The organism is Mesorhizobium sp. CA12 (genome assembly GCF_020165255.1).
Lineage (GTDB): Bacteria > Pseudomonadota > Alphaproteobacteria > Rhizobiales > Rhizobiaceae > Mesorhizobium.
Window position 1 is genome coordinate 62,591 of the sequence record NZ_JAIUHT010000024.1, and the last position, 23,414, is coordinate 86,004.

At 62.2% G+C, this 23,414-nt stretch carries 20 protein-coding genes and 1 pseudogene; 19 read left to right on the forward strand and 2 right to left on the reverse strand.

All coding sequences use genetic code 11. The features are described from left to right. Window positions 1–25 precede the first annotated feature (25 nt). From LB520_RS27425 to LB520_RS27465, 9 genes are all read left to right on the forward strand, one after another. Complete coding sequence (locus LB520_RS27425; RefSeq protein WP_095765791.1) at window positions 26–880, forward strand: GntR family transcriptional regulator; 855 nt, start codon at window positions 26–28, stop codon at window positions 878–880. 201 nt (window positions 881–1,081) lie between these two features. Next, a complete protein-coding gene (locus tag LB520_RS27430; protein WP_224640011.1) occupies window positions 1,082–1,858 on the forward strand; it encodes an SDR family NAD(P)-dependent oxidoreductase in 777 nt (258 codons plus the stop codon). Between the two features lie 27 nt (window positions 1,859–1,885). After that, window positions 1,886–2,545 (forward strand): L-fuculose-phosphate aldolase, encoded by a 660-nt coding sequence (locus LB520_RS27435; RefSeq protein WP_095765789.1) that lies wholly within the window; start codon window positions 1,886–1,888, stop codon window positions 2,543–2,545. A 70-nt stretch (window positions 2,546–2,615) separates the two neighbouring features. Further along, on the forward strand, window positions 2,616–3,617 hold the full coding sequence (locus LB520_RS27440; RefSeq protein WP_224545047.1) for a sugar ABC transporter substrate-binding protein: 1,002 nt from the start codon (window positions 2,616–2,618) through the stop codon (window positions 3,615–3,617). Window positions 3,618–3,718: 101 nt separating this feature from the next. After that, complete coding sequence (locus LB520_RS27445; protein WP_224523632.1) at window positions 3,719–5,212, forward strand: sugar ABC transporter ATP-binding protein; 1,494 nt, start codon at window positions 3,719–3,721, stop codon at window positions 5,210–5,212. Further along, on the forward strand, window positions 5,209–6,240 hold the full coding sequence (locus LB520_RS27450) for an ABC transporter permease (RefSeq protein ID WP_224640012.1): 1,032 nt from the start codon (window positions 5,209–5,211) through the stop codon (window positions 6,238–6,240). Before LB520_RS27445 ends, LB520_RS27450 begins: the two co-directional genes overlap by 4 nt. Next, window positions 6,237–7,223 carry an ABC transporter permease gene (locus tag LB520_RS27455; RefSeq protein ID WP_224640013.1) on the forward strand — a complete coding sequence of 329 codons (987 nt, stop codon included), beginning with the start codon at window positions 6,237–6,239 and terminating at the stop codon, window positions 7,221–7,223. The genes LB520_RS27450 and LB520_RS27455 overlap by 4 nt, the downstream gene beginning before the upstream one ends. Window positions 7,224–7,244: 21 nt before the next feature. Further along, window positions 7,245–8,210: a carbohydrate kinase family protein gene (locus LB520_RS27460; RefSeq protein WP_224640014.1), complete on the forward strand. Its 966-nt coding sequence runs from the start codon at window positions 7,245–7,247 to the stop codon at window positions 8,208–8,210. Beyond that, window positions 8,207–8,974, forward strand: coding sequence for an SDR family NAD(P)-dependent oxidoreductase (locus LB520_RS27465; RefSeq protein WP_224640015.1), 768 nt, complete (start codon window positions 8,207–8,209; stop codon window positions 8,972–8,974). The genes LB520_RS27460 and LB520_RS27465 overlap by 4 nt, the downstream gene beginning before the upstream one ends. 519 nt (window positions 8,975–9,493) lie before the next feature. Here the strand turns inward: LB520_RS27465 and LB520_RS27470 are convergent. Together LB520_RS27470 and LB520_RS27475 are read right to left on the reverse strand one after the other, a co-directional pair. After that, complete coding sequence (locus LB520_RS27470; protein ID WP_224640016.1) at window positions 9,494–10,621, reverse strand: NAD(P)/FAD-dependent oxidoreductase; 1,128 nt, start codon at window positions 10,619–10,621, stop codon at window positions 9,494–9,496. A gap of 63 nt (window positions 10,622–10,684) precedes the next feature. Then, entirely contained in the window at window positions 10,685–11,686 is a 1,002-nt protein-coding gene (locus LB520_RS27475; RefSeq protein ID WP_224640017.1) for an SIS domain-containing protein, read from the reverse strand. Between the two features lie 101 nt (window positions 11,687–11,787). Here LB520_RS27475 and LB520_RS27480 point away from each other — a divergent pair, with 101 nt between their 5' ends. From LB520_RS27480 to LB520_RS27530, 10 genes and pseudogenes are all read left to right on the forward strand, one after another. Continuing rightward, entirely contained in the window at window positions 11,788–12,651 is an 864-nt protein-coding gene (locus LB520_RS27480; protein WP_224640018.1) for a PfkB family carbohydrate kinase, read from the forward strand. A gap of 157 nt (window positions 12,652–12,808) precedes the next feature. After that, the gene (locus tag LB520_RS27485) at window positions 12,809–13,645 is read left to right on the forward strand and encodes an ABC transporter substrate-binding protein (protein WP_224640019.1); all 837 of its coding nucleotides are present in this window, start codon (window positions 12,809–12,811) and stop codon (window positions 13,643–13,645) included. Window positions 13,646–13,723: 78 nt separating this feature from the next. Continuing rightward, window positions 13,724–15,253, forward strand: coding sequence for an amino acid ABC transporter permease/ATP-binding protein (locus tag LB520_RS29325; RefSeq protein WP_095765778.1), 1,530 nt, complete (start codon window positions 13,724–13,726; stop codon window positions 15,251–15,253). A gap of 112 nt (window positions 15,254–15,365) precedes the next feature. Beyond that, on the forward strand, window positions 15,366–16,466 hold the full coding sequence (locus LB520_RS27500) for a LacI family DNA-binding transcriptional regulator (protein ID WP_095765777.1): 1,101 nt from the start codon (window positions 15,366–15,368) through the stop codon (window positions 16,464–16,466). A 1,184-nt stretch (window positions 16,467–17,650) separates the two neighbouring features. Further along, window positions 17,651–18,817, forward strand: a pseudogene (locus LB520_RS27505) (integrase core domain-containing protein). 369 nt (window positions 18,818–19,186) lie between these two features. Beyond that, on the forward strand, window positions 19,187–20,317 hold the full coding sequence (gene eis, locus LB520_RS27510) for an enhanced intracellular survival protein Eis (RefSeq protein ID WP_224640020.1): 1,131 nt from the start codon (window positions 19,187–19,189) through the stop codon (window positions 20,315–20,317). Between the two features lie 75 nt (window positions 20,318–20,392). Beyond that, entirely contained in the window at window positions 20,393–21,220 is an 828-nt protein-coding gene (locus LB520_RS27515; RefSeq protein ID WP_140846235.1) for a MurR/RpiR family transcriptional regulator, read from the forward strand. After that, window positions 21,204–22,115: an N-acetylmannosamine kinase gene (locus LB520_RS27520; protein WP_224640021.1), complete on the forward strand. Its 912-nt coding sequence runs from the start codon at window positions 21,204–21,206 to the stop codon at window positions 22,113–22,115. Before LB520_RS27515 ends, LB520_RS27520 begins: the two co-directional genes overlap by 17 nt. 65 nt (window positions 22,116–22,180) lie before the next feature. Further along, the gene (locus LB520_RS27525) at window positions 22,181–22,897 is read left to right on the forward strand and encodes an N-acetylmannosamine-6-phosphate 2-epimerase (protein ID WP_140846237.1); all 717 of its coding nucleotides are present in this window, start codon (window positions 22,181–22,183) and stop codon (window positions 22,895–22,897) included. Then, window positions 22,894–23,414: Gfo/Idh/MocA family protein (locus LB520_RS27530; protein WP_224640022.1), on the forward strand; the 521-nt coding region annotated here is incomplete at its 3' end. The genes LB520_RS27525 and LB520_RS27530, both read left to right, overlap by 4 nt.

Here is a 23,414-nt window from a genome sequence, read left to right on the forward strand (position 1 = left end):
GGCAAATGAATTGCGGCAGGATCGGATGGAACAAGCTACCAGAACGCGCGGGCGTCCTCGTTACGATCAGGAAGACGCCGAGGCGGCCGAGGCCTTCCGCTCGATCGGCTCGAAAGTGCAGCTCAACCGCGACGAGGCCGCACCGCTCTGGGTGCAGTTGCGCAACCAGGTCGAGGAAGCGATCAACACCGGCCTGCTTGCCGCCAATTCACGCATTCCCTCGGAACAGGCGCTTTGCGATTTCTTCGGCGTCTCGCGCCCTGTGGTGCGCGCCGCGATCGGCTCGCTGTCCAACGAAGGCCGCATCATCAAGATGCCGCGCAAGGGCATGTTCGTCGCGGCACCCCGCGAGCATGTCGACTTCATGACCGCCAATCTCGGTGTCTTCGACGATTTGACCGCCAAGGGCCACAAGGTCTCGACCCGCACGCTGGAGATCTACCGCTGCCCGCCGAGCGACAAGGAGTCGAAGGTCTTCGGCATTCCCGCCAATGGCAGCGTGGTCCGCATCAGCCGCGTCTATATGACCGACGGCACGCCTATCACCATGACGCGCATCAGCCTGCCGGGGCACCGGGTGCCGGGTCTGGAGAACATCCTGTCGGAAAACCAGTCCATCTTCGGCACTATCCGCGCCGTGTTCGGCCTGACGGTGAAGCGCGCCGACCGCTGGCTGCGCGCCGCGCTCCCCACCAAGGAAGAGGCCGACGAAATGGGCGTCGCCGCCAACACGCCGCTGATCGAGATCGAGTCAATCGCCTATGACGCGGACGGTGCCGCGCTCGAATATTACGAGGCCTTTTATAATTCCTCCGTCGCCCGCATCCATATGGCGGTCGAGCAGCCGTCAGCGACGGTGAACGGCGTCGATCGCACCTGACTTGCCAGTTACCAAAAAAGAATCTGTTTTCTGGTTATAACCAGATTGACGGGTGGAAAAAGCTTCTGTAACGTCCCTGTCATGGGGTCGGAAGGAGCCTGACCCCGGAGGCATTATCAGGATCGGCTGGCTTGCGGCGCCGCTTCGGCGGCGAGGGCAGTGTTTTGCCCGCGCTCAAGCTCGTCCTGATGGAGGACGTGCATGGATTACCGGTCGCAATTCGACCTAACGAGCGAGGTCGCCGTCGTCACCGGCGGCGCCAGCGGGATCGGTCTCGAGGCCGCCGGGGCGCTGGGGACTTGCGGCGCGCGTATCGTGCTTCTCGACATGAATGCGGACGGGCTGAAAGCTGCTGTCGAGGCGCTCAAGGCGGCTGGCGTCGCGAGCGTCGATGGCCGCGTGCTCGACGTCACGGATCCGCAAGCCGTGGAGGCGATGGCCGCTCAGATCGTCGCGGACTTCGGCAAGGTCGATGTCCTGGTCAACAGCGCCGGCATCGCGCGCCTCAACACCGCGCTTGACACGTCGGACGAGGAATGGCGCCTGGTGATGGATGTCAACGTCAACGGCGTCTACTGGGCCTCGCGCGCCTTCGGCCGCTCGATGGTCGCCCGCAAGAAGGGCTCGATCGTCAATCTGGGCTCGATGTCGGGCCTGATCATCAACCGTCCGCAGACGGCGCCGTCCTACATGGTGAGCAAGGGCGCCGTGCATATGATGACCAAGGCGCTCGCGGTCGAATGGGCAAAGTCAGGCGTGCGCGTCAACGCGCTGGCGCCGGGCTATGTCGGCACCGAGATGACACTGAAGATGCGCGAGCGTCCCGAACTCTTCAACACCTGGATCGACATGACGCCGATGGGGCGCTTGGGCACGCCGCAAGAGATCGCCTCGGCGATCCTGTTCCTGGCGTCGCCCGCGTCGAGCTACGTCACGGGCGCGATCCTGTCGATCGATGGCGGCTACACGGCCTGGTAATTGGCCTCGCAAGGATTGGAATACCGCATGACCCTTTCGGACCTCGAGGCGCGCCGGGCCATCATCGATGCCTGCATCGAGATGAACGCGCTGGGGATCAACCAGGGCACGTCAGGCAACATCAGCCGGCGCCATGGCGAGGGCATGCTGATCTCGCCGACCAGCACGCCCTATGACACGCTGCAGCCGGAAGACATCGTCTTCATGGGCTGGGACGGCGAGGTCGACGGACGCCTGCCACCGTCCAGCGAATGGCGCTTCCATCTCGACATCATGAAGGCCAGGCCCGAGGTCAACGCCGTCGTTCACGCGCATCCGACCTACTGCACGACCATCGCCATCATGGGCCGGAAGATACCGGCGATCCATTACATGGTCGCGGTTGCCGGCGGCAGCGACATACGCTGCGCGCCCTACGCCACCTTCGGCACGGCGGAGCTTTCGGCGCATGCGGTGGAGGCGCTGCGCGACCGCAAGGCCTGCCTGCTTGCCCAGCACGGCATGATCGCCGTCGGATCGAGCCTCGCCCAGGCGATGTGGCTGGCGGTCGAGGTCGAGACGCTGGCGCGCCAGTATCACGGCGCCCTGCAGATCGGCGAGCCGCCGATCCTGTCCGACGAGGAGATCGAAAACGTCATCAAGCGCATGGCGAGCTACGGCCTGCGCGACAATGACGCCGCTGCTTGAGGGGCAGCAATTTCACAGTTTCGCATATCCTCCGGGAAGGCCCGGAGCGATCAACAAGGGAGGAATGAAAATGACCAGATCCATGAAAGGCCTCGTCAAGGCGCTCGCTTTTGGATTAGCGGCGGCTTGCAGCGTTGCCGCCGTCTCCGGCGCGAGTGCCGAGGAGCTGTCGCTCAAGGGCAAGCGCATCGGTGTCTCCGCCATCGGCACGGACCACTATTGGGACTTGATGGCGTTCCGCGGCATCCAGGACCGCGTCAAGGAACTCGGCGGTGAAGTCATCGCGCTCGATGCCGGCCGCAAGGACCAGCAGCAGATCGCGCAGCTGCAGACGCTGATCGCCCAGAAGCCCGACGCCATCATCGAGCAGCTCGGCAACCTCGAAGTGCTGAACCCCTGGCTGCAGAAGATCCGCGACGCCGGCATTCCGCTGTTCACGGTCGACACCGCGACGCCGCACGCCATCAACAACACCACGTCGAACAACTACAATATCGGCGCCGAGATCGCGCTGCAGATGGTCGCCGACATGGGCGGCAAGGGCAATGTGCTGGTCTTCAACGGCTTCTACAGCGTGCCAGTCTGCAAGATCCGCTACGACCAGCTGAAATACGTGCTGACCTCGTTCCCGGATGTGAAGATCATCGAGCCGGAACTGCGCGACGTCATCCCGAACACGGTGCAGAGCGCCTATTCCAATGTCACGGACATGCTGACCAAGTCGCCCGAGAAGGGGTCGATCGGCGCGGTTTGGGCGTGCTGGGACGTGCCGCAGATCGGCGCCACGCAGGCGGTCGAAGCCGCCGGCCGCAACGAGGTCAAGACCTACGGAATCGACGGCAGCCCGGAAGTCATCAAGATGGTGATGGACCCGAAGTCGTCGGCCGGCGCGGTCGCGGCTCAGCAGCCCTATGAGATCGGCAAGACCTCGGTCGACAACGCCGCCAAATATCTGGCCGGCCAAAAGGTGCCGCCGTTCACTTTCGTGCCTTCGGTGCTGATCAACAAGGAAAACGCCGCCGAAAAAGGAAAGCCGTTCCTCGACGCCGCCGAGAAGGCTGGCGTTCAATAGGACGGAACGGAACGACGGGCAGCCGCGCCTATGCGGCCGCCCGTCACAGCCAACCAGGATTGACGGCCATGCAGACAGCAACAAGAGAAATTGCTGTATCGATGACGGGCATATCGAAACGGTTCGGTCCGGTGCGCGCGCTGGAAAACGCGAACCTCGAGATCGCGCGCGGCTCGATCCTCGGCCTTGTCGGCCAGAACGGCGCCGGCAAGTCGACCATTATCAAGGTGCTGGCCGGCATCATCAAGCCGGACAGCGGCACGATCGTCATCAATGGCGAGGTCATTACCTCGCTGACACCAGCGTCGGTCGAAAAGCTCGGCGTGCACTTCATCCATCAGGACAGGCTTCTGGTGCCGACCGCGACCGTCGGCGAAGCCGTCTTCCTCGGCCACGAAATCGGCCTCGGTCCATTCGTCAGCCGCCGTGCCATGGAGCGCCGCGCCGCTGATCTGTTGAAGCGCTTCTTCGGCATGGAACTGCCGGCCGGAACCCTCGTCAAGGACCTCACCACGGCGCAGCAGAAGGTGGTGCAGATCACCCGGGCGCTGGCGCAGAAGGCGTCGGTGCTGGTGCTGGACGAGCCGACGGCGGCGCTCGTAAAGCGCGAGGTCGACAGCCTGTTCGACGTGCTGCGCCGGCTGCGCGACGACGGCATCGCCGTGGTCTTCATTTCCCACTATATGCAGGAGATCGAAAAACTCTGCGACCGCGTCACCGTGATGCGCAACGGCACCGATGTCGGCACAGTCGATCCGCGCCAGACGCCGATCGACGAGATCATCGCGATGATGATTGCCCGTGATGTCGGCGAGATGTTCCCGAAGCGCTCGGTCACTTTAGGCGCGCCGGTGCTGGAGGTTTCCAACCTCCGCCTAGGCGGCAGTTTCGAGAACATCGGCTTCAATGTGCGCGCCGGCGAGATCGTCGGCCTCACCGGGCTGCTCGGCTCCGGCGCCAAGGAGATCGTCCAGTGCCTGTTCGGCCTCAAGACTGCCGATGGCGGCCAAGTCAAGGTCGAGGGCAGGGAGCTGTCGCTGTCCACGCCGGTCAAGGCCGTGCGCGATGGCATCGCCATGCTGCCGGAAGATCGCCGTGCGCATGGCGTGGCGCTTGGTCTGTCCGTGCGCGAGAACATCTCTTTGGCCAGCCTGCGCCGCTATTCGCGCAGCGGCATGGTCAGCCGTGGCGCTGAGAACCAGGCGGTGGACGGCCTGATCAAGGAACTGTCGATCAAGACACCGCATCGCGACGCGCTGGTGCGCGAGCTCTCCGGCGGCAACCAGCAGAAGGTGGCGATCGCCAAATGGCTGAGCTGCCAGTCGCGCGTCTATGTGCTGGATGAGCCGACGGTCGCCGTCGATGTCGGCGCCAAGGTCGAGATCTACAACCTGCTGAACCGGCTGGCGGGCGAGGGCGCGGCGATCCTGCTTTTGTCCTCCGACCTGCTCGAGCTGGTCGGCGTCTGCGACCGTGTCCTGGTCGTCTATCGCGGCCGGCTTGCCAGCAGCTTCTCCGGTCCCGCGATGAACAGCGACGCGCTGCTGGCGGCTTCGTCCGGCGCGCGCTCGAACACCGATGGGGTGGCCGCATGAGCGCGACTGTTCTCCACACCGAAGTCGGCGTTTCCGACGAGAAGCAGACCGCCGCAAAGAGCGCCGGCCGGCGCTTTGGCGCGCTCGTCGTGCGGCTCGGCGCGATCGCCGCCTTCGCCGCGATCATGGCCTATTTCGTCATCTTCGCGCCGGGCTTCACCTCGACCTTCAACCTGATCAACGTCGTCGAGCAGTCGGCGATTCTGGGTGTGCTCGCCTATGGCATGACGGCCGTCATCATCGGCGGCGGTTCCGATGTCACTGAAGGCGGCATAGATCTGTCGATCGCCGCCAATATGGGGCTCTGCGCCGCCGTCTACGCGACGCTCTTGTCGATGGGCTATGGCGATTTCCTTTCCGTGCTCGCGGCCATCGCCGTCGGCATGGCGGTCGGCGCGTTGAACGCCCTTGCCGTGGTCGGCCTCGGCATCCTGCCGTTGCTCGCAACGCTTGCCGTGCTCAACGTCGCAGCCGGCATGGAACTCACGCTCACCCAGAACACGGTGGTCGGCGCATCCTCCCCGCTGCTCGGCGTGCTGGTTTCGGGCAGCTTCCTCGGCGTCTCCGCGCTTGCCTGGGCGCTGATCGTCTTCTCCGCGATCATGACCGTGCTCGTTCACGGTACTTCTTTCGGTCTCAGGCTCTACGCTGTCGGCGGCCATCCCGAGGCGGCGCGCGCGGCCGGCATCAGCGTGCCCTTCTATGTCTCCTTCACCTATGTTCTAAGCGGCCTCTGCGCGGCGGTGGCGGCGATCCTCACCGTCTCGCGCCTGTCGGCCAGCACGCCCGGTTCCGGTGAGCTGCTTCTGTCGGTGCTGGCGGCGGCCTTGCTTGGCACCGTCTTTTCGCGCCGCTTCGTGCCGACCATGGGCGGCACGCTGCTCAGTGTGCTGTTCATCGGCCTGCTCGCGAACGGTTTCCAGCTGCTCAACGTCTCCAGCTACTGGGTCAACGGCGTGCAGGGCGCGCTGATCCTGCTGGTGGTGGCCATCACATCCTTTGCCCGCGGTTCGGAGGGTTCGCGATGAGCGTCTCAGCCAACGACAATTCAGCCAAGGTGAGTGTGCGCGGCTTCCTCGCCAAATACAGCGTGCTCATCGCCTTCGCGGTTATCGTCATATTATTCGCCGTGGCGAGCCCGACCTTCCTGACGCCGGCCAACCTCTTCAACGTGCTGGTCAACAACGTCGTCATGCTGGCGATCGTCGCGCTGGGTCTCACCATCGTCATCTCGTCGGGTGGCATCGATCTGTCGGTCGGCGTCTCGGTCGACATGGCAAGCATGATCTTCGTCATGCTTCTGGCCGCCGGTTACAGCGGCGTGGTCGGCGTAGCGGGCGGGCTCGGCGCCGCGCTGATCGTCGGCGTGCTGAATGCGATCCTCATCACCAGGCTCAACATCAGCCCGTTCCTGGCGACGCTCGGCGTGCTCTTCATCGGCCAGAGCACGCAGCAGCTCGCCACCAGCGGCGGCCAGCCGATCTATCTCACCAGCGGGTATGCAGCAGACCAGTTCAACGCCATCGCCCGCACCGCTTTGTTCGGGATACCGACCCCGGTCATTGTGCTGATCGTCCTCGTCGTCGCGGTTCATGTCCTGCTGCATCGCTCGGTGTTCGGCCGCTACGTGCAGGCCATGGGCGCGCAGCCCGGCGTAGCCTGGTATTCCGGCATCCGCGTGCCGCGCGAATTGTCGATGGTGCATGTTTTGTGCGCGCTGCTTGCCGGCGTCACCGGCATCCTGCTCTCGGCGACCGTGAAGTCCTACGTGCCGCTCTCCGGCAACGCCTTCCTGCTCGATGCGATCGGCGCCACCTTCATCGGCACGACGCTGAGCCGCGAGCGCAAGCCCTCGGTCATCGGCACGCTGCTTGGCGTGCTGCTGCTCGCCATCGTCAAGAACGGGCTGCTGCTTGTCGGCTGGAATTTCTACTGGCAGCAGGTCGGCATCGGCGTGCTCGTCTTCCTGGTGCTGGCCGCGAGCTTCGGCCTGCGCCGCGCCGCTCATTGAACTCGAAAGGTTAAGTCAACCATGCCACAATTCGACGTCAGCTCGATCGGCTTCTATGTCCTCGACATTCTCGGGCGGCCGGTCTCGCGCATCCCCGAAGGCGGCCGGGCCGACTATATCGAGGAGATCCGCATGACCGTCGCCGGCACGGCGGGCGCGACCGGCATGGACTGCGCCATCCTCGGTCTGAAGACGCGGGCCGTCACCACGCTTGGCACCGACGATATGGGCGACTGGTTCCTCGCCAAGCTCAAGAAATACGGCCTGGAGACGAGCCTCGTGCGCCGCGACGGCAGCGTCCAGACCTCGTCCACGATTTTGCCGGTGCGGCCGAACGGCGAGCGTCCCGCATTGCATGTGCCGGGCACAGCCGCCCTGTTCGAGGTCGCCGATGCTGATCTCGATGCCGCGCTCGACGCGACCGTAGTCCATGTCGGCGGCACCGGCCTGTTGAAGCGCTTTGACGGCGCACCAACGGTACGGCTGTTGAAGCGCGCGAAGGCGCTTGGCCGCATCACCACTTTCGACCTCATCCAGGCGACGCCGGAGACCTGGAAGCTGGTCGAGCCTTGCCTGCCCTATATCGATTATTTCGTGCCCAGCATCGACGAAGCCGGCGAGATGGCGCACGACCGCGATCCGGCCCGCGTCGCCGCCTTCTTCAAGGCGAGGGGCGTCAAGAACTGCATCCTCACGCTCGGCGCCCACGGTGTGCATGTCTCGCCCGAGCATGGCGAGGATTTCCATCTGCCCGCCTTCGAGGTCGACGTGTTCGACACCACGGGCTGCGGCGATTCCTTCACCGCCGGCATCATCGTCGGCATCGTCAAGGGCTGGGACCTGAGGCAGTCCGCACGCTTTGCCAGCGCCGTCGCCGCCAAGGTGGCGATGGGGCTCGGCTCCGACGGCAAACTCGTTTCGTTCGACGACACGATCGCGGCGATGAACTCGCTCCCGGTCAAGACATCAAAGGTGGAAGCAGCATGACCATTCTCCCCGCAGCCAAGGGCAAGACGGCTCTCGTCACCGGCGCCAGCCGCGGCATCGGCAGGGCGCTCGCCAAGGGGCTCGCCGAAGCGGGCTTCGATGTCGCCATCACCGATCTGCCGTCGCAGGCGGCGGAGCTCGACCTGACCAAGGGCGAGATCGAGGCGGCCGGCCGCAAAGCGTATGTCTACACGATGGACGTCAGCAAGAAGAAGGACATCGAGGCGGCCGCGCAGGCCCTGCTCGAGGCTGCGGGCAGCATCGACGTTCTGGTCAACAATGCCGGTATCCTGAAGCCAAGTCTACTGCAGGATCTCGACGAGGCCAATTGGAATGCGCATTTCGACGTCAATGCCAAGGGCGTGCTGATGATGTGCCAGGCGGTGCTGCCGCATATGCGCGCCAGGAAGTCGGGCAGGGTGATCAACATCGCCTCGATCGCCGGCCGGCAGGGCGTGCCGACGCAGGGCCACTACGCCGCGACCAAGGCGGTGGTGATCACGCTCACCCGCGTGCTGGCGCAGGAGGTCGGCATGGACGGCGTCACCGTCAACGCCATCTGCCCCGGCATCATCCTGACCGAGATGGGCAAGAACAATCTGGGCAGCGAAGCGGCGATCCGCCATTGGGAGGAGGTCGCGGCGCTGAAGCGCCTCGGCGCGCCGGAAGACATCGTCGGACCGGTGCTGTTCTTCGCCTCGGATCTCTCGGCCTTCGTCACCGGCCAGGCGCTCAACGTCGACGGCGGCATTTACTATCACTGACCCCTCGCTCGGTGGCCGCGCGATCGCCAAGCCCACTTCTTGGCGCAGAGCCGCCGTTTACCCATGGAATGCTTGAGTCGGATTCGGCTCAGAACGGCTGGTTCAGCGGAAAGCTTGAGGAAGTGTCGAGGGCGTTCAAAGAGGGGAGGGATCGTCTTAACGTAGGGTTGAATTGCGCATGGAACAGCTTCAAGTCACTCTCCATCTTGGTCATTGGGTTCGTCAGACCATACGAGAGAGTACGAGGGAAAAAGGTTGGGGGGCCAGCCGCTAACGTATTGATTTTCCCGTTGTTCTCACGCCCTCCGAGCCTACCACACTATGCCTACATCTACTGTTCTCGCTGAATTTTTGAGAGTCGATTCATATTATGGATTCGAACCCTCTCGTTTGAAGAAGCTCGAAGTGTCTTTTGGCATTTCGAAGGGGCGTCGCATTCGGTGAAATCGGCGTGCTTCTGATTCAGATGGAGTCTAACGTTGAGCTACCATAGCCCATTTAGACAATTAACGTTGCCTCTCAACTGAAACGGCTGGCGCGGAAGGCCGCGAGCATTGGGTGCGGGTTGCCTGAGACAATCTCACGGGCAAGCAACTCTCCGACAATCAGTCCAAGCGTGGCGCCACTGTGGCTGAAGGCAACGTGGAGACCAGGGACGGTCTCGAGCTCTCCAAGCACCGGCTCGCCGTCGCCGGGGATAGGCTTCGGGCCGACGGCGTAGGCGGCGAGCTGGAGCCGCGGATTGCCATCGAGCACTGCACTGGCTTCGTCGAGTAGCCCTCGGATGGTCTTGTCGTGCACGGTGTAAGTGCCATCCGAGTTAGCCACCACTTGTTCCTCCGACCATGCAGAATCCAAAACAAGTGCACCGTCCGGCGTCGGACGCACCGCAACACGCGGCGTATTCAGCACGGCACGGAGGGCTGTCTTGATCGGTTTGGTCTTTAGGAGCAATGCAATCGGCGTGGCGTCGGGGACATAGATGTCGATCTCGGCAAGCATGGCAGGCGTCGCCGGTCCAACAGCAAGCAGCACCGAACCCGCCTCGATCGGCGCATCGCCGGCAATGACGACGCCACGTGCGCGGCCGCCTGTGGTGTCTATCCGCACACGTCCGGCATCCTGGATAAGCTTGCCTCCACGAGCGCGAAATTCGATGAGCAGAAGATCGATCAGAGAAGGCAAGTCGACCCATCCTTCGCCAGGATTGAAGATGGCGCCCTGTGGACTGATCGCACCGGCATTGACGCCGGGCGTCACGGCGGCCACTTCCGCCGGGCTGAGCAACAGGGCGTCATAGCCGATGTTCTGCTCCAGCTGGCAGATCGAGACGATCTGGTTTTTGTCCTCATCCGCATCCCAAGTCAGGCCGCCGTCAAAGCGGAGCCACGATGCCGTTTCCGGCTTTGTGGCGGCCAGCGTGCGATAGCGATCGATGCCGGCCATCCTTAATCGGTGATAGGCAGTGTTGGCGCGCCGCGCCGAGTTCAGCCAGGAGAGTGAACGGCCCGAAGCCCCTTTGGTGGGCGCACCATCGTTCACGATCGTCACGTCGAGGCCAAGACGAGCAAGATGCAGGGCGGAGGAGACACCAAAGATGCCTGCGCCGACGACGATCACCTTGCGCGGCTTTGGGGATGTGGTCATGGGGAGTTCTTTCTGCGCTGAAGAGGAATGGGGGAGGCCGAGATTGGGCGAAGAACGGTAGACCTAGTAGTCCTTCAGCTTCTTCATGTAGCGCCGGCCCTCAAGCATCGGCCGGTCGCGCAGATCGGCCAGCTTGTAGGCAAACCGCCACAGAGTGTCGAAGAAGACCAGAGGCACGAGATAAGGCTTGATCCGATCTACCATGCCCGTGAGATCGAGTTCCGTCGCGTCGAGCAGCAGGATGTTCCCACGGCTGCCATATTTGAAAAGGAAGTCGCGCGCGCGCTCAGTGAGGCGCCGTGTCTCGTCCAGGCCCAGCATCACGATGAAGCCGGCATCCTCGTCTACCACCTCGAAAGGACCATGGAAGAACTCGTTGGCATGTATGGCCTGCGAGTCGTACCACTGCATCTCCATTAAAACGCAGATAGCGTACGAATAGGCTGCGCCGTAGCTGGCGCCGCTGGCGAGAGTGTAGATTGCATCACGCGGCGCAAAGCGGGGTGCAAAGGTCTGAAAGCGGTCGTCAAAGGTTTGGTGCGCACGATCGATCGCCGGCTGGAGATGGCCGAGGCTGATCAGCAGGTCAGCGGTCAATCCGGCATTCTCTCGCTCATCGATCAGGCCAGCGAGCACCATGTAGAGCACTCCGTAGTTGCTGTAGGCTGAATCGATTGTTTTGCCCGTCGTATAAGAAGCCTGGTAGGCGATCGAGTGATCGACCGCACGAGCAAGCGGCGATGCTTGGTCGAGTGTCATGCCGATCGTCATGGCGCCTCGATCACGGGCATGGTCGGCTGCGCGCACCGTCTCCTTGGTGGTTCCGGTCTGGGAGCAAAGGACAACGAGCGTATCGGGCCCCAAGCGCCGCGGATCACGGCAGACGAACTCATCCGCATTGTAGATGTCACAGGCCATCGTGCCGCTGTGACGGTCGACGAAGTATTTTCCTGCCATCATGATCGAGAGCGAGCCGCCGCACGCTACGAGAAATAGATGCGAAAACCGCTTGCCCGCTGTAGCGGCCAGAGCGCGTTCTACATCGGCGGGCAGTGCGGAAATCATCGGTATCCTCGTCTCGTTGGAAAGCTTGAGGCTGGTGCACAATTGACAAACAGCAGCCATTTGTGTGAACGTTCTCATATCCATAAACCGAAAGTTTCGCCATGGTCAAGATTGCCGCGATGGGTGATAACGTTGTCGATTGCTATCTTGCCCGGGGCGAGATGTATCCTGGCGGCAACTGCCTCAATGTGTCGGTCTATGTCAGCCGCTTCGGGGGGCAGTCGGCATATGTCGGAGCGATCGGCAGAGACCGCGCCGGGGACCTGATCCAGGCCGCGCTGTCATCGGAGCGTGTGGACATCAGCCAGCTCCGCCGCCTCGACGGGCCCACCGCATACTGCGTCGTAGGTCACCGCGACGCCGATCGGATTTTCCTGACCTTCGATCTCGGTGTGTCGATGTTCACGCCTAACCGGCAAGATCTCGATTTTCTCTCGGGCTTTCAGGCCGCCCACATCGGTCAGTCTAGCGGGCTCGATGCATGGGTGCCGAAGATTTCCACTAAGTCTCTGGTGTCTTACGATTTTTCGACACGGCGAGACCCGGAGCATCGCTATTCGATCGGACGCCACTGCTATCTGGCCTCAGTGTCGAGTGACGGTCTCGATGACGAGCAATCGGACGCAATCGCATCCGAATTGCTTGCGTGCGGTTCCAAATGGGTTTTGGTCACTCGCGGACGGGCCGGTGCGCTGCTTCGCAGCCATTCCTTCTCCTACCGCACGCCGGCTCGGCTGGTCGAACCGATCGATACATTGGGCGCGGGGGACACATTCATTGCCAGAACGCTATTCGGCTTGCTTCGCCGGGAGGCGCCTGAGGACATCCTCGGCCAAGCCGCGGAGGCAGCGGCCGCTACGTGCCAGTATTTTGGGGCGGTCGGTCATGCGGCGGTGATCGATTTAGGCGCGATCACGTCCGAAATCCTCCTCCGAGCACGGCGCCTACAAGACGAAACGGTATAGTTGCCGGATTCTCCGGGAGAATTGACCCAAAGAATTTGCGGTGCTAACGTGAGAACGTTCTCATCATGAATTAGGCACCGTCTGAGAGCGTCGGTCCATGGATGAGAGCTCAAGTGGGGTTGCAAGCCGACTACGGCTATCAATGAGAGGAGAAGACATGCAAACGAATTCGAGCAGACGTCGGCTGATCAAATGTGGTCTGGCCGCGGCCGTTGCGCTGGTAACCGGGTTTGGAACTTTGGTCGCGTCAACGCAGTCAAAGGCGACCGGCAATCCCTACAACCTCATTGATCCTTCGGTAATCAGTGTTGGGACCATGGGCGATGCAAAACCTTATGTCTTCACCGACGCCAATGGCAATTTCACTGGGTTCGACGCGGAATTGTTCCGTGACGTGGCCCACCGGCTCGGTTTCAAGGACGAGCAGGTCGTTTTCACCGGCCAGGAATTCTCGGCGCTCCTGCCCTCCGTTGCCAGCGGCCGTTTCGATGTGGCCGTTGCCGCCATCGGCACGACCGCGGAGCGCAAAAAGACCGTGGATTTCAGTGACGGCTATCTCGCTGGCTACCTGTCGATCATCTCGGCCGATCCGGCACTGACCAGCAATGAGAGCACCGCCGGAAAGCGCATCGGCGTGATCCAGGGAACCCTGCAGGAGATCTATGCCGAGAAGAACCTGAAGGGTGACATCGTCAAATTTCCCGACAACAACACCGCGGTAGCTGCACTGAACAACGGAACGATCGATGGCCACTTCACCGACTATGAATCGGCCAAGCAGTATGTCGAGCGCTATAAAAACCTGAAGATAACGATGAACGTGCCATCCTTCGATGCGCCGGCCGGATTCGTGGTCAAGAAAGGCAATGACGCGTTTCGGGAGGCCCTGAACAAAGCACTGCACGAGGCCATGGACGACGGCACCTGGAAGCGGCTGCACGAGAAATGGTTTCCGGGCACTCCGATGCCGGATCAATATTTGCCCAAGAAGTAAATTGGCGCCTATTCATTGTCGCATTCCGGCCGGGTCCCGTGAGCAGCGGAGCCCGGTCGAACTACAGAAGGGCCTGATATGAGCTGGTTCGATACCTTCTCGCGCAGCTTCCTCGATTTCCAGGCCATGGCGGAAGTTCTGCCGAACATGGTCATGGTCGGCCTCAAGAACACCCTGATCCTGGCCCTTGCCTCTACATTCTTCGGCACGCTCATAGGAATCGTGCTGGCCATCATGGGGATATCCGACAACCCTGTGCTCAAACTCCTGGCGCGCGTCTACACCGATATTTTCCGCGGGCTTCCCGCCATCGTCACCATTCTGATCATTGGCCAAGGCTTTGCCCGGCTGGGCCGAGAACTGTTCGGTCCGTCGCCTTATCCGCTGGGCATTCTAGCGCTGAGCCTGATTGCTGGTGCCTACATAGGAGAAATCTTCCGCGCCGGCATTCAGAGCGTCGAGCGCGGACAACTCGACGCCACGCGCACGCTCGGCATGACATATGGCCAAGGCATGAGGCTGGTCGTCATTCCCCAAGGTATCCGCCGCGTGCTGCCGGCGCTGGTCAACCAGTTCATCGGCAACGTCAAAGATTCCAGTCTTGTCTACTTTCTCGGTCTTCTCGCTTCGGAGCGCGAACTGTTCCGGGTTGGGCAGGATCAGGCCGTTCTGACCGGCAACCTCTCGCCGCTTTTGCTGGCTGGCATGTTCTACCTGGTGATCACCGTACCCTTGACTCACCTTGTCAACTACATCGATGCGCGCATGCGCATCGGAAAGCGTATCGTGGCTGTGCAAAGCGGGCTTAAGGAAGTCGCCGAGCTTGCCGACGCGGGCGCGCTGGACGTTGCAAAGCCATCCGTTGCAACGTCCACGCCCTTCAAGGGCGGCAGCATTGAAATCAAAAACGTCGATATGGCCTATGGCAACCTTCAGGTCCTGCATGACGTCAGTCTGAAAGTAGAGCCAGGGACTGTCACCTGCCTCATCGGACCATCCGGGTCGGGCAAATCAACGTTGCTTCGATGCCTGAACCGGCTCGTCGAGTGTCGCGCGGGGGACATTCTGCTCGATGGCGAAAGCATTCACCAGTCTACCCCCGACCAGCTTCGCCGCCGCGTTGGCATGGTTTTCCAGCAGTTCAACCTGTTTCCCGACCGCAGCGCGCTCGCCAACATTACTTTGGCACTGCGCAAGGTCAAAGGCATGTCACGTGAAAAGGCCGACAGCGTGGCCAAAGCAAGATTGCAGGAGGTCGGGTTGCTGGAGCGCAAGGACCACCGGCCGGCCAATCTTTCGGGTGGACAACAGCAGCGGGTGGCAATCGCGAGGGCACTGGCGCTCGAACCTGAAGTCATGCTCTTCGACGAGGTTACCAGCGCTCTGGATCCAGAACTTGTGAAAGGCGTCTTGAATTTGATGGCCGACTTGGGACAACGAGGCATGACCATGGTCGTCGTTACGCACGAGATGAATTTCGCTCGCAAGGTCGCGAACCAGGTTGTGTTCATGGACGAGGGCCGGATCGTCGAAGCAGGGCGGCCGCAGGATATTTTCGACAATCCGCAGAGCCCACGCCTTCGGCGCTTTCTGTCCGAGGTGCTATGACTGCAATGGTGTGCGCAACTTCCGGTGATGCGGGTTTCGGCCTTGCGGGACAGGGTCTGCTGCCGCTAGCTCGTCTCTTCACGATGCACCCACGGGCGGCAAGGCTTGCTGAGTGACTCCGAGATCATCGAAGAACCCAACCATCATCGAGGTCGCTCGCCGGGCCGGGGTGAGTTCCGCCACCGCAGGGCGCGTACTTGGTGACTACGGCTACAGCAGCCCCGAAGTTCAGGAGAAAGTGCGCGCCGCCGCAGCCGCGCTGGGCTACCGCCCCAACCGCCTGGCCAAAGGTTTGATTACCGGCAAGACACAGACCATCGGAGTTGTAGTCGGCGACATCGAAAGCCCATTCTATGCGAGCGTGCTGCGCGGAATAGGGGACGTCGCGCGTAGCGGAGGCTTCGGCGTCATCGTTACGAACAGTGACGAAAATGCCGAACTCGAGCGAGAGGCGGTTCAGCTGCTGTTGGAAAAGCAGGTTGACGGGCTAATCGTCTCGTCGACCTTTGTTGATGAGCCGGACCATCTGCGGGAGGCTGTCGCAGCCCACTGTCCCGTCGTGCAGTTCGATCGCATCACTGCCGGCCTGGAAACCGATTCGGTCGTGGTCGACAACGTCTCTGCAACGCGCAGCAGCATCGCGACGATGATCGAGGCCGGTCATAACCGCATTGCCATACTGGCCGAACTCGGACCCGGCCAGCGCGACGATGTCGGCTCCTTTGTGGCAAATACCGATCTCTCCAGCTCTGATGTTCGATATCATCATCCGAGCTGGCAGAGGCTGTTGGGCTACTTGGAGGCCCATCGCGCCGCAGGCGTCGAGCCTGACATACGGTTGATACGCCGCGTGGCGGTCTACTCCAGCGAGGCAGCCCGGAAGGAAGCGCTCGATCTGTTGACAATGCGCAATCCGCCGTCCGCGCTGTTTACCGCCGACGGCGTGATGTCGACGGGCGTTTTGGAGGCGACCTCCGCGTTGAAGCTCGCAATCCCTGAAGACGTTTCGCTGCTTTGCTTCGACGATCTCGACTGGATGCAATTCGTGGCCCAAGGTATCACCGCCATAGCGCAGCCAGCGCATTTGATTGGAGCGGCGGCGGCCGAACTCCTCTTGAAGAGGCTGGTGGAGGCCACGAGACCCCTGGAGCACCGTGTTCTGTCGGCCCATCTTGTGGAACGCAATTCGATCTCAATTCGTACCGACCGGTAATCGTTCTTTCCAGAGAGGCGCTGAGGCACTATATGCCGGCGGTTTCGAGCGGCAGCGGCTCGTGGCCGAGGCGGCCGCGCTGCTGGTCGAGCCTGAACCAGCGGTGGAACTACGCTTCGTCGTGCGGTTTACGCGACATGTGCCGACCGGCGCGAGCGACCCCGCTCCTGAGGGCCTGCTTGTCCCACCCGACTCTTTCGTCAAGCGGACGCAATGCGATCGAGTCGGCACCCCCGGTGGCCTTCTTCGATACCATCGGTCATGCGTAGACCGTCTTACCGCCTCTCATGCAACGCATGTTCACTCTGAACTGCGCCTACGTCTGCTGGCCGCCCTGTTGGACACTCACGACGACCGAAGCGTGACGAAAGAAACCAAACGAGACCGCACCGTTCGCTTGGAATCGGTATGCCGATGCACGAGTTTGAATTTCTTATGAAAATCGGCAAGCTCAATCGATCGGAGCACTGTCTCTGATCGAAAAGGACGATAGCGACCCTGCCAAGATTTATTCTGATCTCGCCAGCAGGCGGACTCCACGTTCGTAAGCTTTTTCGGGACTATTTGACGTCTCGCCGCGATGAGCATTTGCCGGCTGGGCGGCGGCATCCGCCGCGGCGAGAATGAGGCGGGCTTAGCTGACGTTCATGCGGTTCGGCGCGCTTCCTGGCACGGCTCAGATCGCTGACATCATTCTGGGCGCGAGACCATACGGAACGAAACGGGAAGATTTCAGGTGGTGTTCGATCGTCAGTGGGTTTTTCGGGCGTTGGATATTCGTCTCCCTGGCGAGCCGATCTCCCGAATACACTTTATGGCCATAGCTGGAGCCCGCCACCGTCAGATAATTTCGCGAGTTTGGAAGCGGGCGACGTGCCGGCATTTCACGTCGGAAAGGGCCATTTATCAGATCTCCTTTGGCTGTCTCAATACCATCAGAATGTCCATTAGCAACGGAATACCATCTCCACCCGCCGTTGGACCAAATGCGCTCGAAACGGCCCAACCGCGCTCAAATTCGCGAACTGACCCGAAAAGACCAACAATTTCAGCTGTTTGCAGAGGCTGCGGCGTAGAAGCTTCAGCGAAAAGGACTATCAGGAGAAGTGCCCTTCCCGAGAGATGGGTGACAGTTCATTCCGGATAGATGGGTTACACTTTTGGCCCTTTGCAAGGAGAGCAAGGTGCCTTGGAAGGAGTGTAACGTCATGGACGAGCGGCTTAAGTTCGTGGCCCGTCTGCTGGACGGAGAGAAGATGGCGGTCCTTTGCCGGGAATTCGATATCTCGCACAAGACCGGCTACAAGATCCTCGCGCGCTACAATGATAGCGGCCTTGAGGGGCTGACGGATCGGTCACGCCGACCCTATCGCCACGCCAATCAGCTTCCGTTTCAAATCGAGAAGCTGATTGTGCGCCTGAAGCAGGACAAGCCGACTTGGGGTGCGCCTAAGATACGCGAGCGGCTGGCCCGGCTCTATCCGGATGTGCACAGGCATGCGGTGCTCGACCGGCACGGTATGGTCGAGCACCGCAAGCGACGGCGCAACAAGGCAACGGGGACGCCACTTTCAAGCAGCTGTCGACCCAATGATCTGTGGTGCGCCGACTACAAGGGCGAGTTCATGCTCACCGATCGGCGCTATTGCTATCCGCTGACGATCACTGACTTCGCCAGCCGCTATCTCATTGCCTGCGAGGCGCTGTCGACCACCAAGGAAGCCTATGCCTTCACCGTGTTCGAGAGCGTTTTCAAGGAGTTGGGTCTGCCCCGCGCCATCAGGACCGACAATGGCGTTCCCTTCGCCAGCCCCAACGCGCTCTTCAACCTCAGCAAGCTGTCGGTCTGATGGCTGCGCCTGGGCATCGACATCGAGCGCATCCAGCCGGGCTGCCCACAGCAGAATGGGCGCCACGAGCGCATGCACCTCACCCTGAAGAAGGAAGCCACCAAACCGGCTGGCGCCAATTTCCTTCAGCAACAGGCTAGGTTCGATGACTTCATCGACGAGTTCAACTCAGAGCGCCCGCATCAGGCGCTCGGCATGGACTGCCCGGCAGAGCGCTACACGCCCTCAACGCGCCCCTACACTGGCTTGCCAGAGCTCGACTATCCGTTTCACGATAAGGCCGTCACCGTCACCACCTGCGGTCGCATCTGCTACAATCGCAAGAAGATCAACCTTAGCCTCGTCTTTGCCGGCCAGACCGTCGGCATCAAACAGATCGAAGACCATATCTGGCTTGCCAGCTTCATGGACTATGATTTGGGGTACTTTGATGATGAGACATTCAGGCTCGAACCACTCAACCCCTTCGGGCCAAAAGTGTTACCCATGTCTCCGGTATAAACCGTAACCTATGTGTCCGGAACGGACCCCAAGAGAGGATGGTGCCAGAGGCGGAATCCAAGTCAAGGAAATTTTGTTTTGTTTCCAGATACTTGACCATAGACCCCTGGCCGTTCTAGCCAACAAAAATACCAACAAAATATTTCTGTGGATTGGTTCGGTTCCCGAATATTAATTCGCTGGCCCCGGCTCGGCGCAGCTTGAAGCGCTCAAAAAGCGAACTTGGGCCCAAGTTCATCCTAATCACGCGGGACTTCCCACAGCAATCCATCCTTGACGTTGCCGACGCAAATTTTGCCGGGCTGATCAGCCCCCGTTGCGCACCCTTGTTTTCTTGCTATGATAAAAAGCATCATAGATGGGAATTATATGAAAAAAAACTTCACAACAGACCGGGCGACCACACAGGATGTGGTCGATATCGCCAGCCTGCTAAGCTGGGCTTTCGGGTTCAGCAAGGCACGTTCGCACGAATATATCGCCAACATCGGCCTCGAAGCGATGCGGCTCATTCGAGGCGAGGATGGCCGTCCAGCGGTGTGCGCGGGGCTGCTTCAGACGGCGCATGTCTTCCACCGCAGATCTGTGCGCGCGGCAAACATCGTGCATGTGGCGATTGCGCCGGAGTGGCGCGGACAGGGACTCGCTGTACCTTTTGTGGATGCTCTGTGCGATGAGGCGAAGAGCAATGGGGCGACGATCGCCACGCTCTTTGCCTCGACGCGGCCGGTCTACCGCAAGGCCGGATTCGAGCTTGCCGGCCACGAGATTATCTATGAGGCAGCGACGGCGGCACTGCCTTCGGCAAGCAAGCTTGCGTTCGATCGCGTCGAGCTCGACGATCCACGCCTAGCCATAGCTTATCTCGCAAAGACGCTCCCCGAATCCGGGCTGCTGGAACGCGGTGCCGCGCACTGGAACGAGTTGCGACGCACGCCGACTGACGCTCTCGCGGCCTACCTCGCTGACGGCGAGGCCGCCTATCTGATCCTTGACATGGGCAACAAGGCCTGCCTGACGGTGCGTGACTGGTTCGCCGCGACACCTGAAGCTGCACAAGGCCTGCTCTCCTTCCTAGCCCGCTTCCGCTCGGTCTATCCGGCGGTGAGATGGCACGGCGCGCCGCAGGACGATCTGGTGGCGGCCATGCCGGACAAGGGCTGGCGGCTTGCGCATCAGGAGGAATGGCTCTTACGCGTGCTCGACCCCGAGGCCGCGCTGCGCCAGCGCGGCTACCATGTCGACGCCGCGCGGCTCGCGTTGCGCATCGGCGAGACATCGCCGCTCGCGATCGACATCCGCGCCGGCGCAGTCGAAATATGCGAGGCGGCGCACGCGTCGGTGTCGATGCAGCCGGCAGCCTTCGCCCAGCTCTTCACGGGCTTTCGCAGCGCATCGAAACTGGCGCAGTATGGCCTCGTTTCCGGCGACTCGGCGGACATTCGCCTTTGCGACCAGCTCTTTGCCGGACCGCCGCCTTGGGTGGCGGAGCATTTTTGAGCATGATTCCAAAGAGTGGGAACCGGTTTTGGACAAGAACATGCTCGCACCGAAAATCTTTTTGAGGGGTCTTGCATGACACACGCGCTGATAGCCTCGCTGAGAGCGGCCGCGGGCGACATGACGCCGGCGCTGGCACGCGTCGCCGAGACGGTGCTGGCGCAGCCCGACGCAACGCTTCGCCAAAGCATCACCGAGCTTGCCGAAACGTCCGGATCGTCGGAGGCCAGCGTCATGCGGTTCTGCCGCGACCAAGGCTTTTCCGGCTTCCAGGATTTCAAGCTGGCACTGGCCAAGGAACTGGCGACCGACGAGCGGGCGCGCGACAACGGCTCGCCATCCGATGACATCCAGCGGCTGGTCGAAACCGCAATTACCTCGCTGCGCGAGACCGAGCAACTGATCGTCCGCGACGACGTTACCACCGCATCGCGAAAGCTCCTTGACGCCTCCGTCGTCGAGTGTTTCGGCATCGCCGCCTCGGCCGTCACGGCGCAGTACCTCGCCTACAAGATGACCCGCATCGGCAAGCTAAGCCGCGCGTCGGGCGACGCGCATTTGGCGGTGATGGCGGCGGGAACGGCGCAGCCGGGAACCGTGCAGGTGGTGATCTCAAGCTCCGGCTCGACCATCGATGCCGTGCGCGTGGCAGAGCTTGCCCGCTCCAAAGGCGCCTTCGTCATTGGTATCTCCAATCGCTCGAAGAGCCCGCTGATCGCCGTCTGTAACCTGGCTTTAATAGCCTCCTGGCCGGAGACGCCGCTCACCGGCGGCGCCTTCCCGTCGAAGATCAGTCAATTGCTCATCGTCGACGCATTGGTCGCCGAGATGACGAGGCAGGATCCGAAGCGGCTGGTCGAGCTCAGCCGCACGGCGGAGGTCGTGAGTGACCGCAGCTTCTGATTTGCCGGTGCTCGCCATCGATGTCGGCGGCACCAAGATAGCCATCGCCGAGGTGAGCGGCGACAGGATCGCCAACCGGCGGCAGGCACCGACGCCACGCGCCGGCCGGGGCGACGATTTGGTCGCGGCCATCGCCGATCTCGCGCCGAAAACAGGTTTCGGCGCCGTCGCCGTCGCGACCACCGGTATCGTCCGCGACGGCTCGCTCACCGCGCTGAATCCCGAAACGCTGCCGATCGAGGATGGCTATATGCTGGCCTCAGCAATCGAACGCGTCTTCGGCATGCCGCCGCTCGTCATTAACGACGCGCAAGCGGCCGCCTGGGCCGAGTTCACGCTCGGCGCCGGCACGGGTTTTCGCAATTTCGCCTTTTTCACTGTATCGACCGGCATCGGCTGCGGCCTGGTGATAGACGGCCGGCTGCAAAGCGGCGCCAACGGGCTTGCCGGCCATGTCGGGCACACACGCTCCGAGCCCGGCGGTATCCTCTGCGGCTGCGGCAGGCGCGGCTGCCTGGAGACGGTCGCCTCGGGTACAGCGCTGGCCCGGGCGGGCAGCGCGCGCCTTGGCCGCAAGGTTACGACGCCGGAGCTGTTTGCGGCGGCGAAAGAAGGCAGCGGCATTGCCGCGGAAATTATCGCCGGCGCGGTCGTCGCGCTGGTCGACGCCTTTGCCGACCTGACGGCCTCCGTCGATATCGACTGCTTTGCTGTCGGTGGTGGAGTCGGCCTCGCCGGCGGCTTCATCGAGGCGCTGCAGGTGCGCTCGCTCGATCTGCCGCGCGTTTATCGGCGCCCCATTGTTGCCGCGCGGGCTGGCGCCGATGCCGGCCTGCTTGGCGCAGCTGTGCTGGCACGACCAAAGAGCTCTGACGAAAATTTTCTTCAGAAATAAATTATTGACAAAAAGTTTCATCTACGCTTGGTTAGAGCGGTAATGCTCTTCCAGGAGAAGCCGCGGTGCAGGCCAAGCAGGGCGATTTGCTCGCCACACTCGATCGAACGCTGGTTGTGTCTTGCCAGGCCGAGCCTGGCCTGCCGCTTGACGCTCCCGGCCACATCGCCGCGATGGCGCGCTCCGTCCTGTTGGGCGGCGCTACAGGCGTGCGCATTGAGGGCGCGGCCAACATCGCCGCCGTTCGCGCTGCGGTCGAGGTGCCGCTGATCGGCCTCATCAAGGCCAGGCGCGACGACACCGAGGTCTACATCACGCCGACGCTCGACGACGTCGCTTCCGTCGTCGAGGCCGGCGCCGACATCGTCGCTATCGACGCCACCGGTCGGCCGCGCCCGGTCGAGCTGACGGCGATGTTCTCAGCCATCGCCGCGAAAGGGCGGCTGTCGATGGGCGATGTCGCCACGCTCGACGAAGGCAGGCGCGCGCTCGATGCCGGCGCCGACGTCGTCAGCACCACTATGGCCGGCTACACGGATTACTCCAGCGAGCAGCGCGGCCCCGCCTTCGACCTGATGGAGGAATTCGCCCGCGCCGGCCTGCCTTTCGTCGCCGAAGGTCGCATCTGGACGCCGGACGAGGCAACCCGCTGCTTCGAGCTCGGCGCCCGCTTCATCGTCGTCGGGGGCGCGATCACGCGGCCCGACGCCATCACCCGCCGCTTCGCCGACGAGGTCGCCGCCTGGAGCGCCCGTCCGCAACTGAAAAGGAATCCATCATGATCAAGCGCTGTCGCGTGGCCGTCATCGGCGCAGGCTTCATGGGCTCCATGCATGCCGGCATCTTCGCCGGCATGGTGAGCTCCGAGCTCGCGGCTATCGTCGATCCCAACCGCGCGCTGGCCGAGGCGGTGGCGGCCAAGGCGCCGGGTTGCAAAGTCTACGACAGTCATCAGGCGTTGCTCGGCTCGGAGCGCGATCTCGACCTCGTCTCTATCTGCACGCCAGACAATCTGCATCTGGCGCCGGCGGTTGCGGTCGCCGAAGCCGGCATCAACGTCTTCGTCGAGAAGCCGATCTCCTCCAAGGTCGACGACGCCCGGGCCATCATCGCCACCTGCGAGACGGCGGGCGTAAAGCTCGGCGTCGGCTACCTGCTTCGCTTCGATCCGCGCTACGCCGCCGCCAAGGAGCTGATGACGTCGGGCAAGATCGGTGAGCCGATCCACATCTATGCTAGGCGCAACAGCGCCCGCACCGAAGGCCCGAAGCGCTATGGCGGCAAGCTGCCGCTGGCGCT

What these genes read in the sequence shown, in the direction of transcription:
- LB520_RS27435 (WP_095765789.1), top strand. Translation starts at nt 1,886, where the DNA reads ATGACCCTTTCGGACCTCGAGGCGCGCCGGGCCATCATCGATGCCTGC.
- LB520_RS27425 (WP_095765791.1), top strand. Translation starts at nt 26, where the DNA reads ATGGAACAAGCTACCAGAACGCGCGGGCGTCCTCGTTACGATCAGGAA.
- LB520_RS29325 (WP_095765778.1), top strand. Translation starts at nt 13,724, where the DNA reads ATGAGCTGGTTCGATACCTTCTCGCGCAGCTTCCTCGATTTCCAGGCC.
- LB520_RS27460 (WP_224640014.1), top strand. Translation starts at nt 7,245, where the DNA reads ATGCCACAATTCGACGTCAGCTCGATCGGCTTCTATGTCCTCGACATT.
- LB520_RS27475 (WP_224640017.1), bottom strand. Translation starts at nt 11,686, where the DNA reads ATGATTTCCGCACTGCCCGCCGATGTAGAACGCGCTCTGGCCGCTACA.
- LB520_RS27515 (WP_140846235.1), top strand. Translation starts at nt 20,393, where the DNA reads ATGACACACGCGCTGATAGCCTCGCTGAGAGCGGCCGCGGGCGACATG.
- LB520_RS27445 (WP_224523632.1), top strand. Translation starts at nt 3,719, where the DNA reads ATGACGGGCATATCGAAACGGTTCGGTCCGGTGCGCGCGCTGGAAAAC.
- eis (WP_224640020.1), top strand. Translation starts at nt 19,187, where the DNA reads ATGAAAAAAAACTTCACAACAGACCGGGCGACCACACAGGATGTGGTC.
- LB520_RS27455 (WP_224640013.1), top strand. Translation starts at nt 6,237, where the DNA reads ATGAGCGTCTCAGCCAACGACAATTCAGCCAAGGTGAGTGTGCGCGGC.
- LB520_RS27480 (WP_224640018.1), top strand. Translation starts at nt 11,788, where the DNA reads ATGGTCAAGATTGCCGCGATGGGTGATAACGTTGTCGATTGCTATCTT.
- LB520_RS27450 (WP_224640012.1), top strand. Translation starts at nt 5,209, where the DNA reads ATGAGCGCGACTGTTCTCCACACCGAAGTCGGCGTTTCCGACGAGAAG.
- LB520_RS27430 (WP_224640011.1), top strand. Translation starts at nt 1,082, where the DNA reads ATGGATTACCGGTCGCAATTCGACCTAACGAGCGAGGTCGCCGTCGTC.
- LB520_RS27470 (WP_224640016.1), bottom strand. Translation starts at nt 10,621, where the DNA reads ATGACCACATCCCCAAAGCCGCGCAAGGTGATCGTCGTCGGCGCAGGC.
- LB520_RS27485 (WP_224640019.1), top strand. Translation starts at nt 12,809, where the DNA reads ATGCAAACGAATTCGAGCAGACGTCGGCTGATCAAATGTGGTCTGGCC.
- LB520_RS27465 (WP_224640015.1), top strand. Translation starts at nt 8,207, where the DNA reads ATGACCATTCTCCCCGCAGCCAAGGGCAAGACGGCTCTCGTCACCGGC.
- LB520_RS27440 (WP_224545047.1), top strand. Translation starts at nt 2,616, where the DNA reads ATGACCAGATCCATGAAAGGCCTCGTCAAGGCGCTCGCTTTTGGATTA.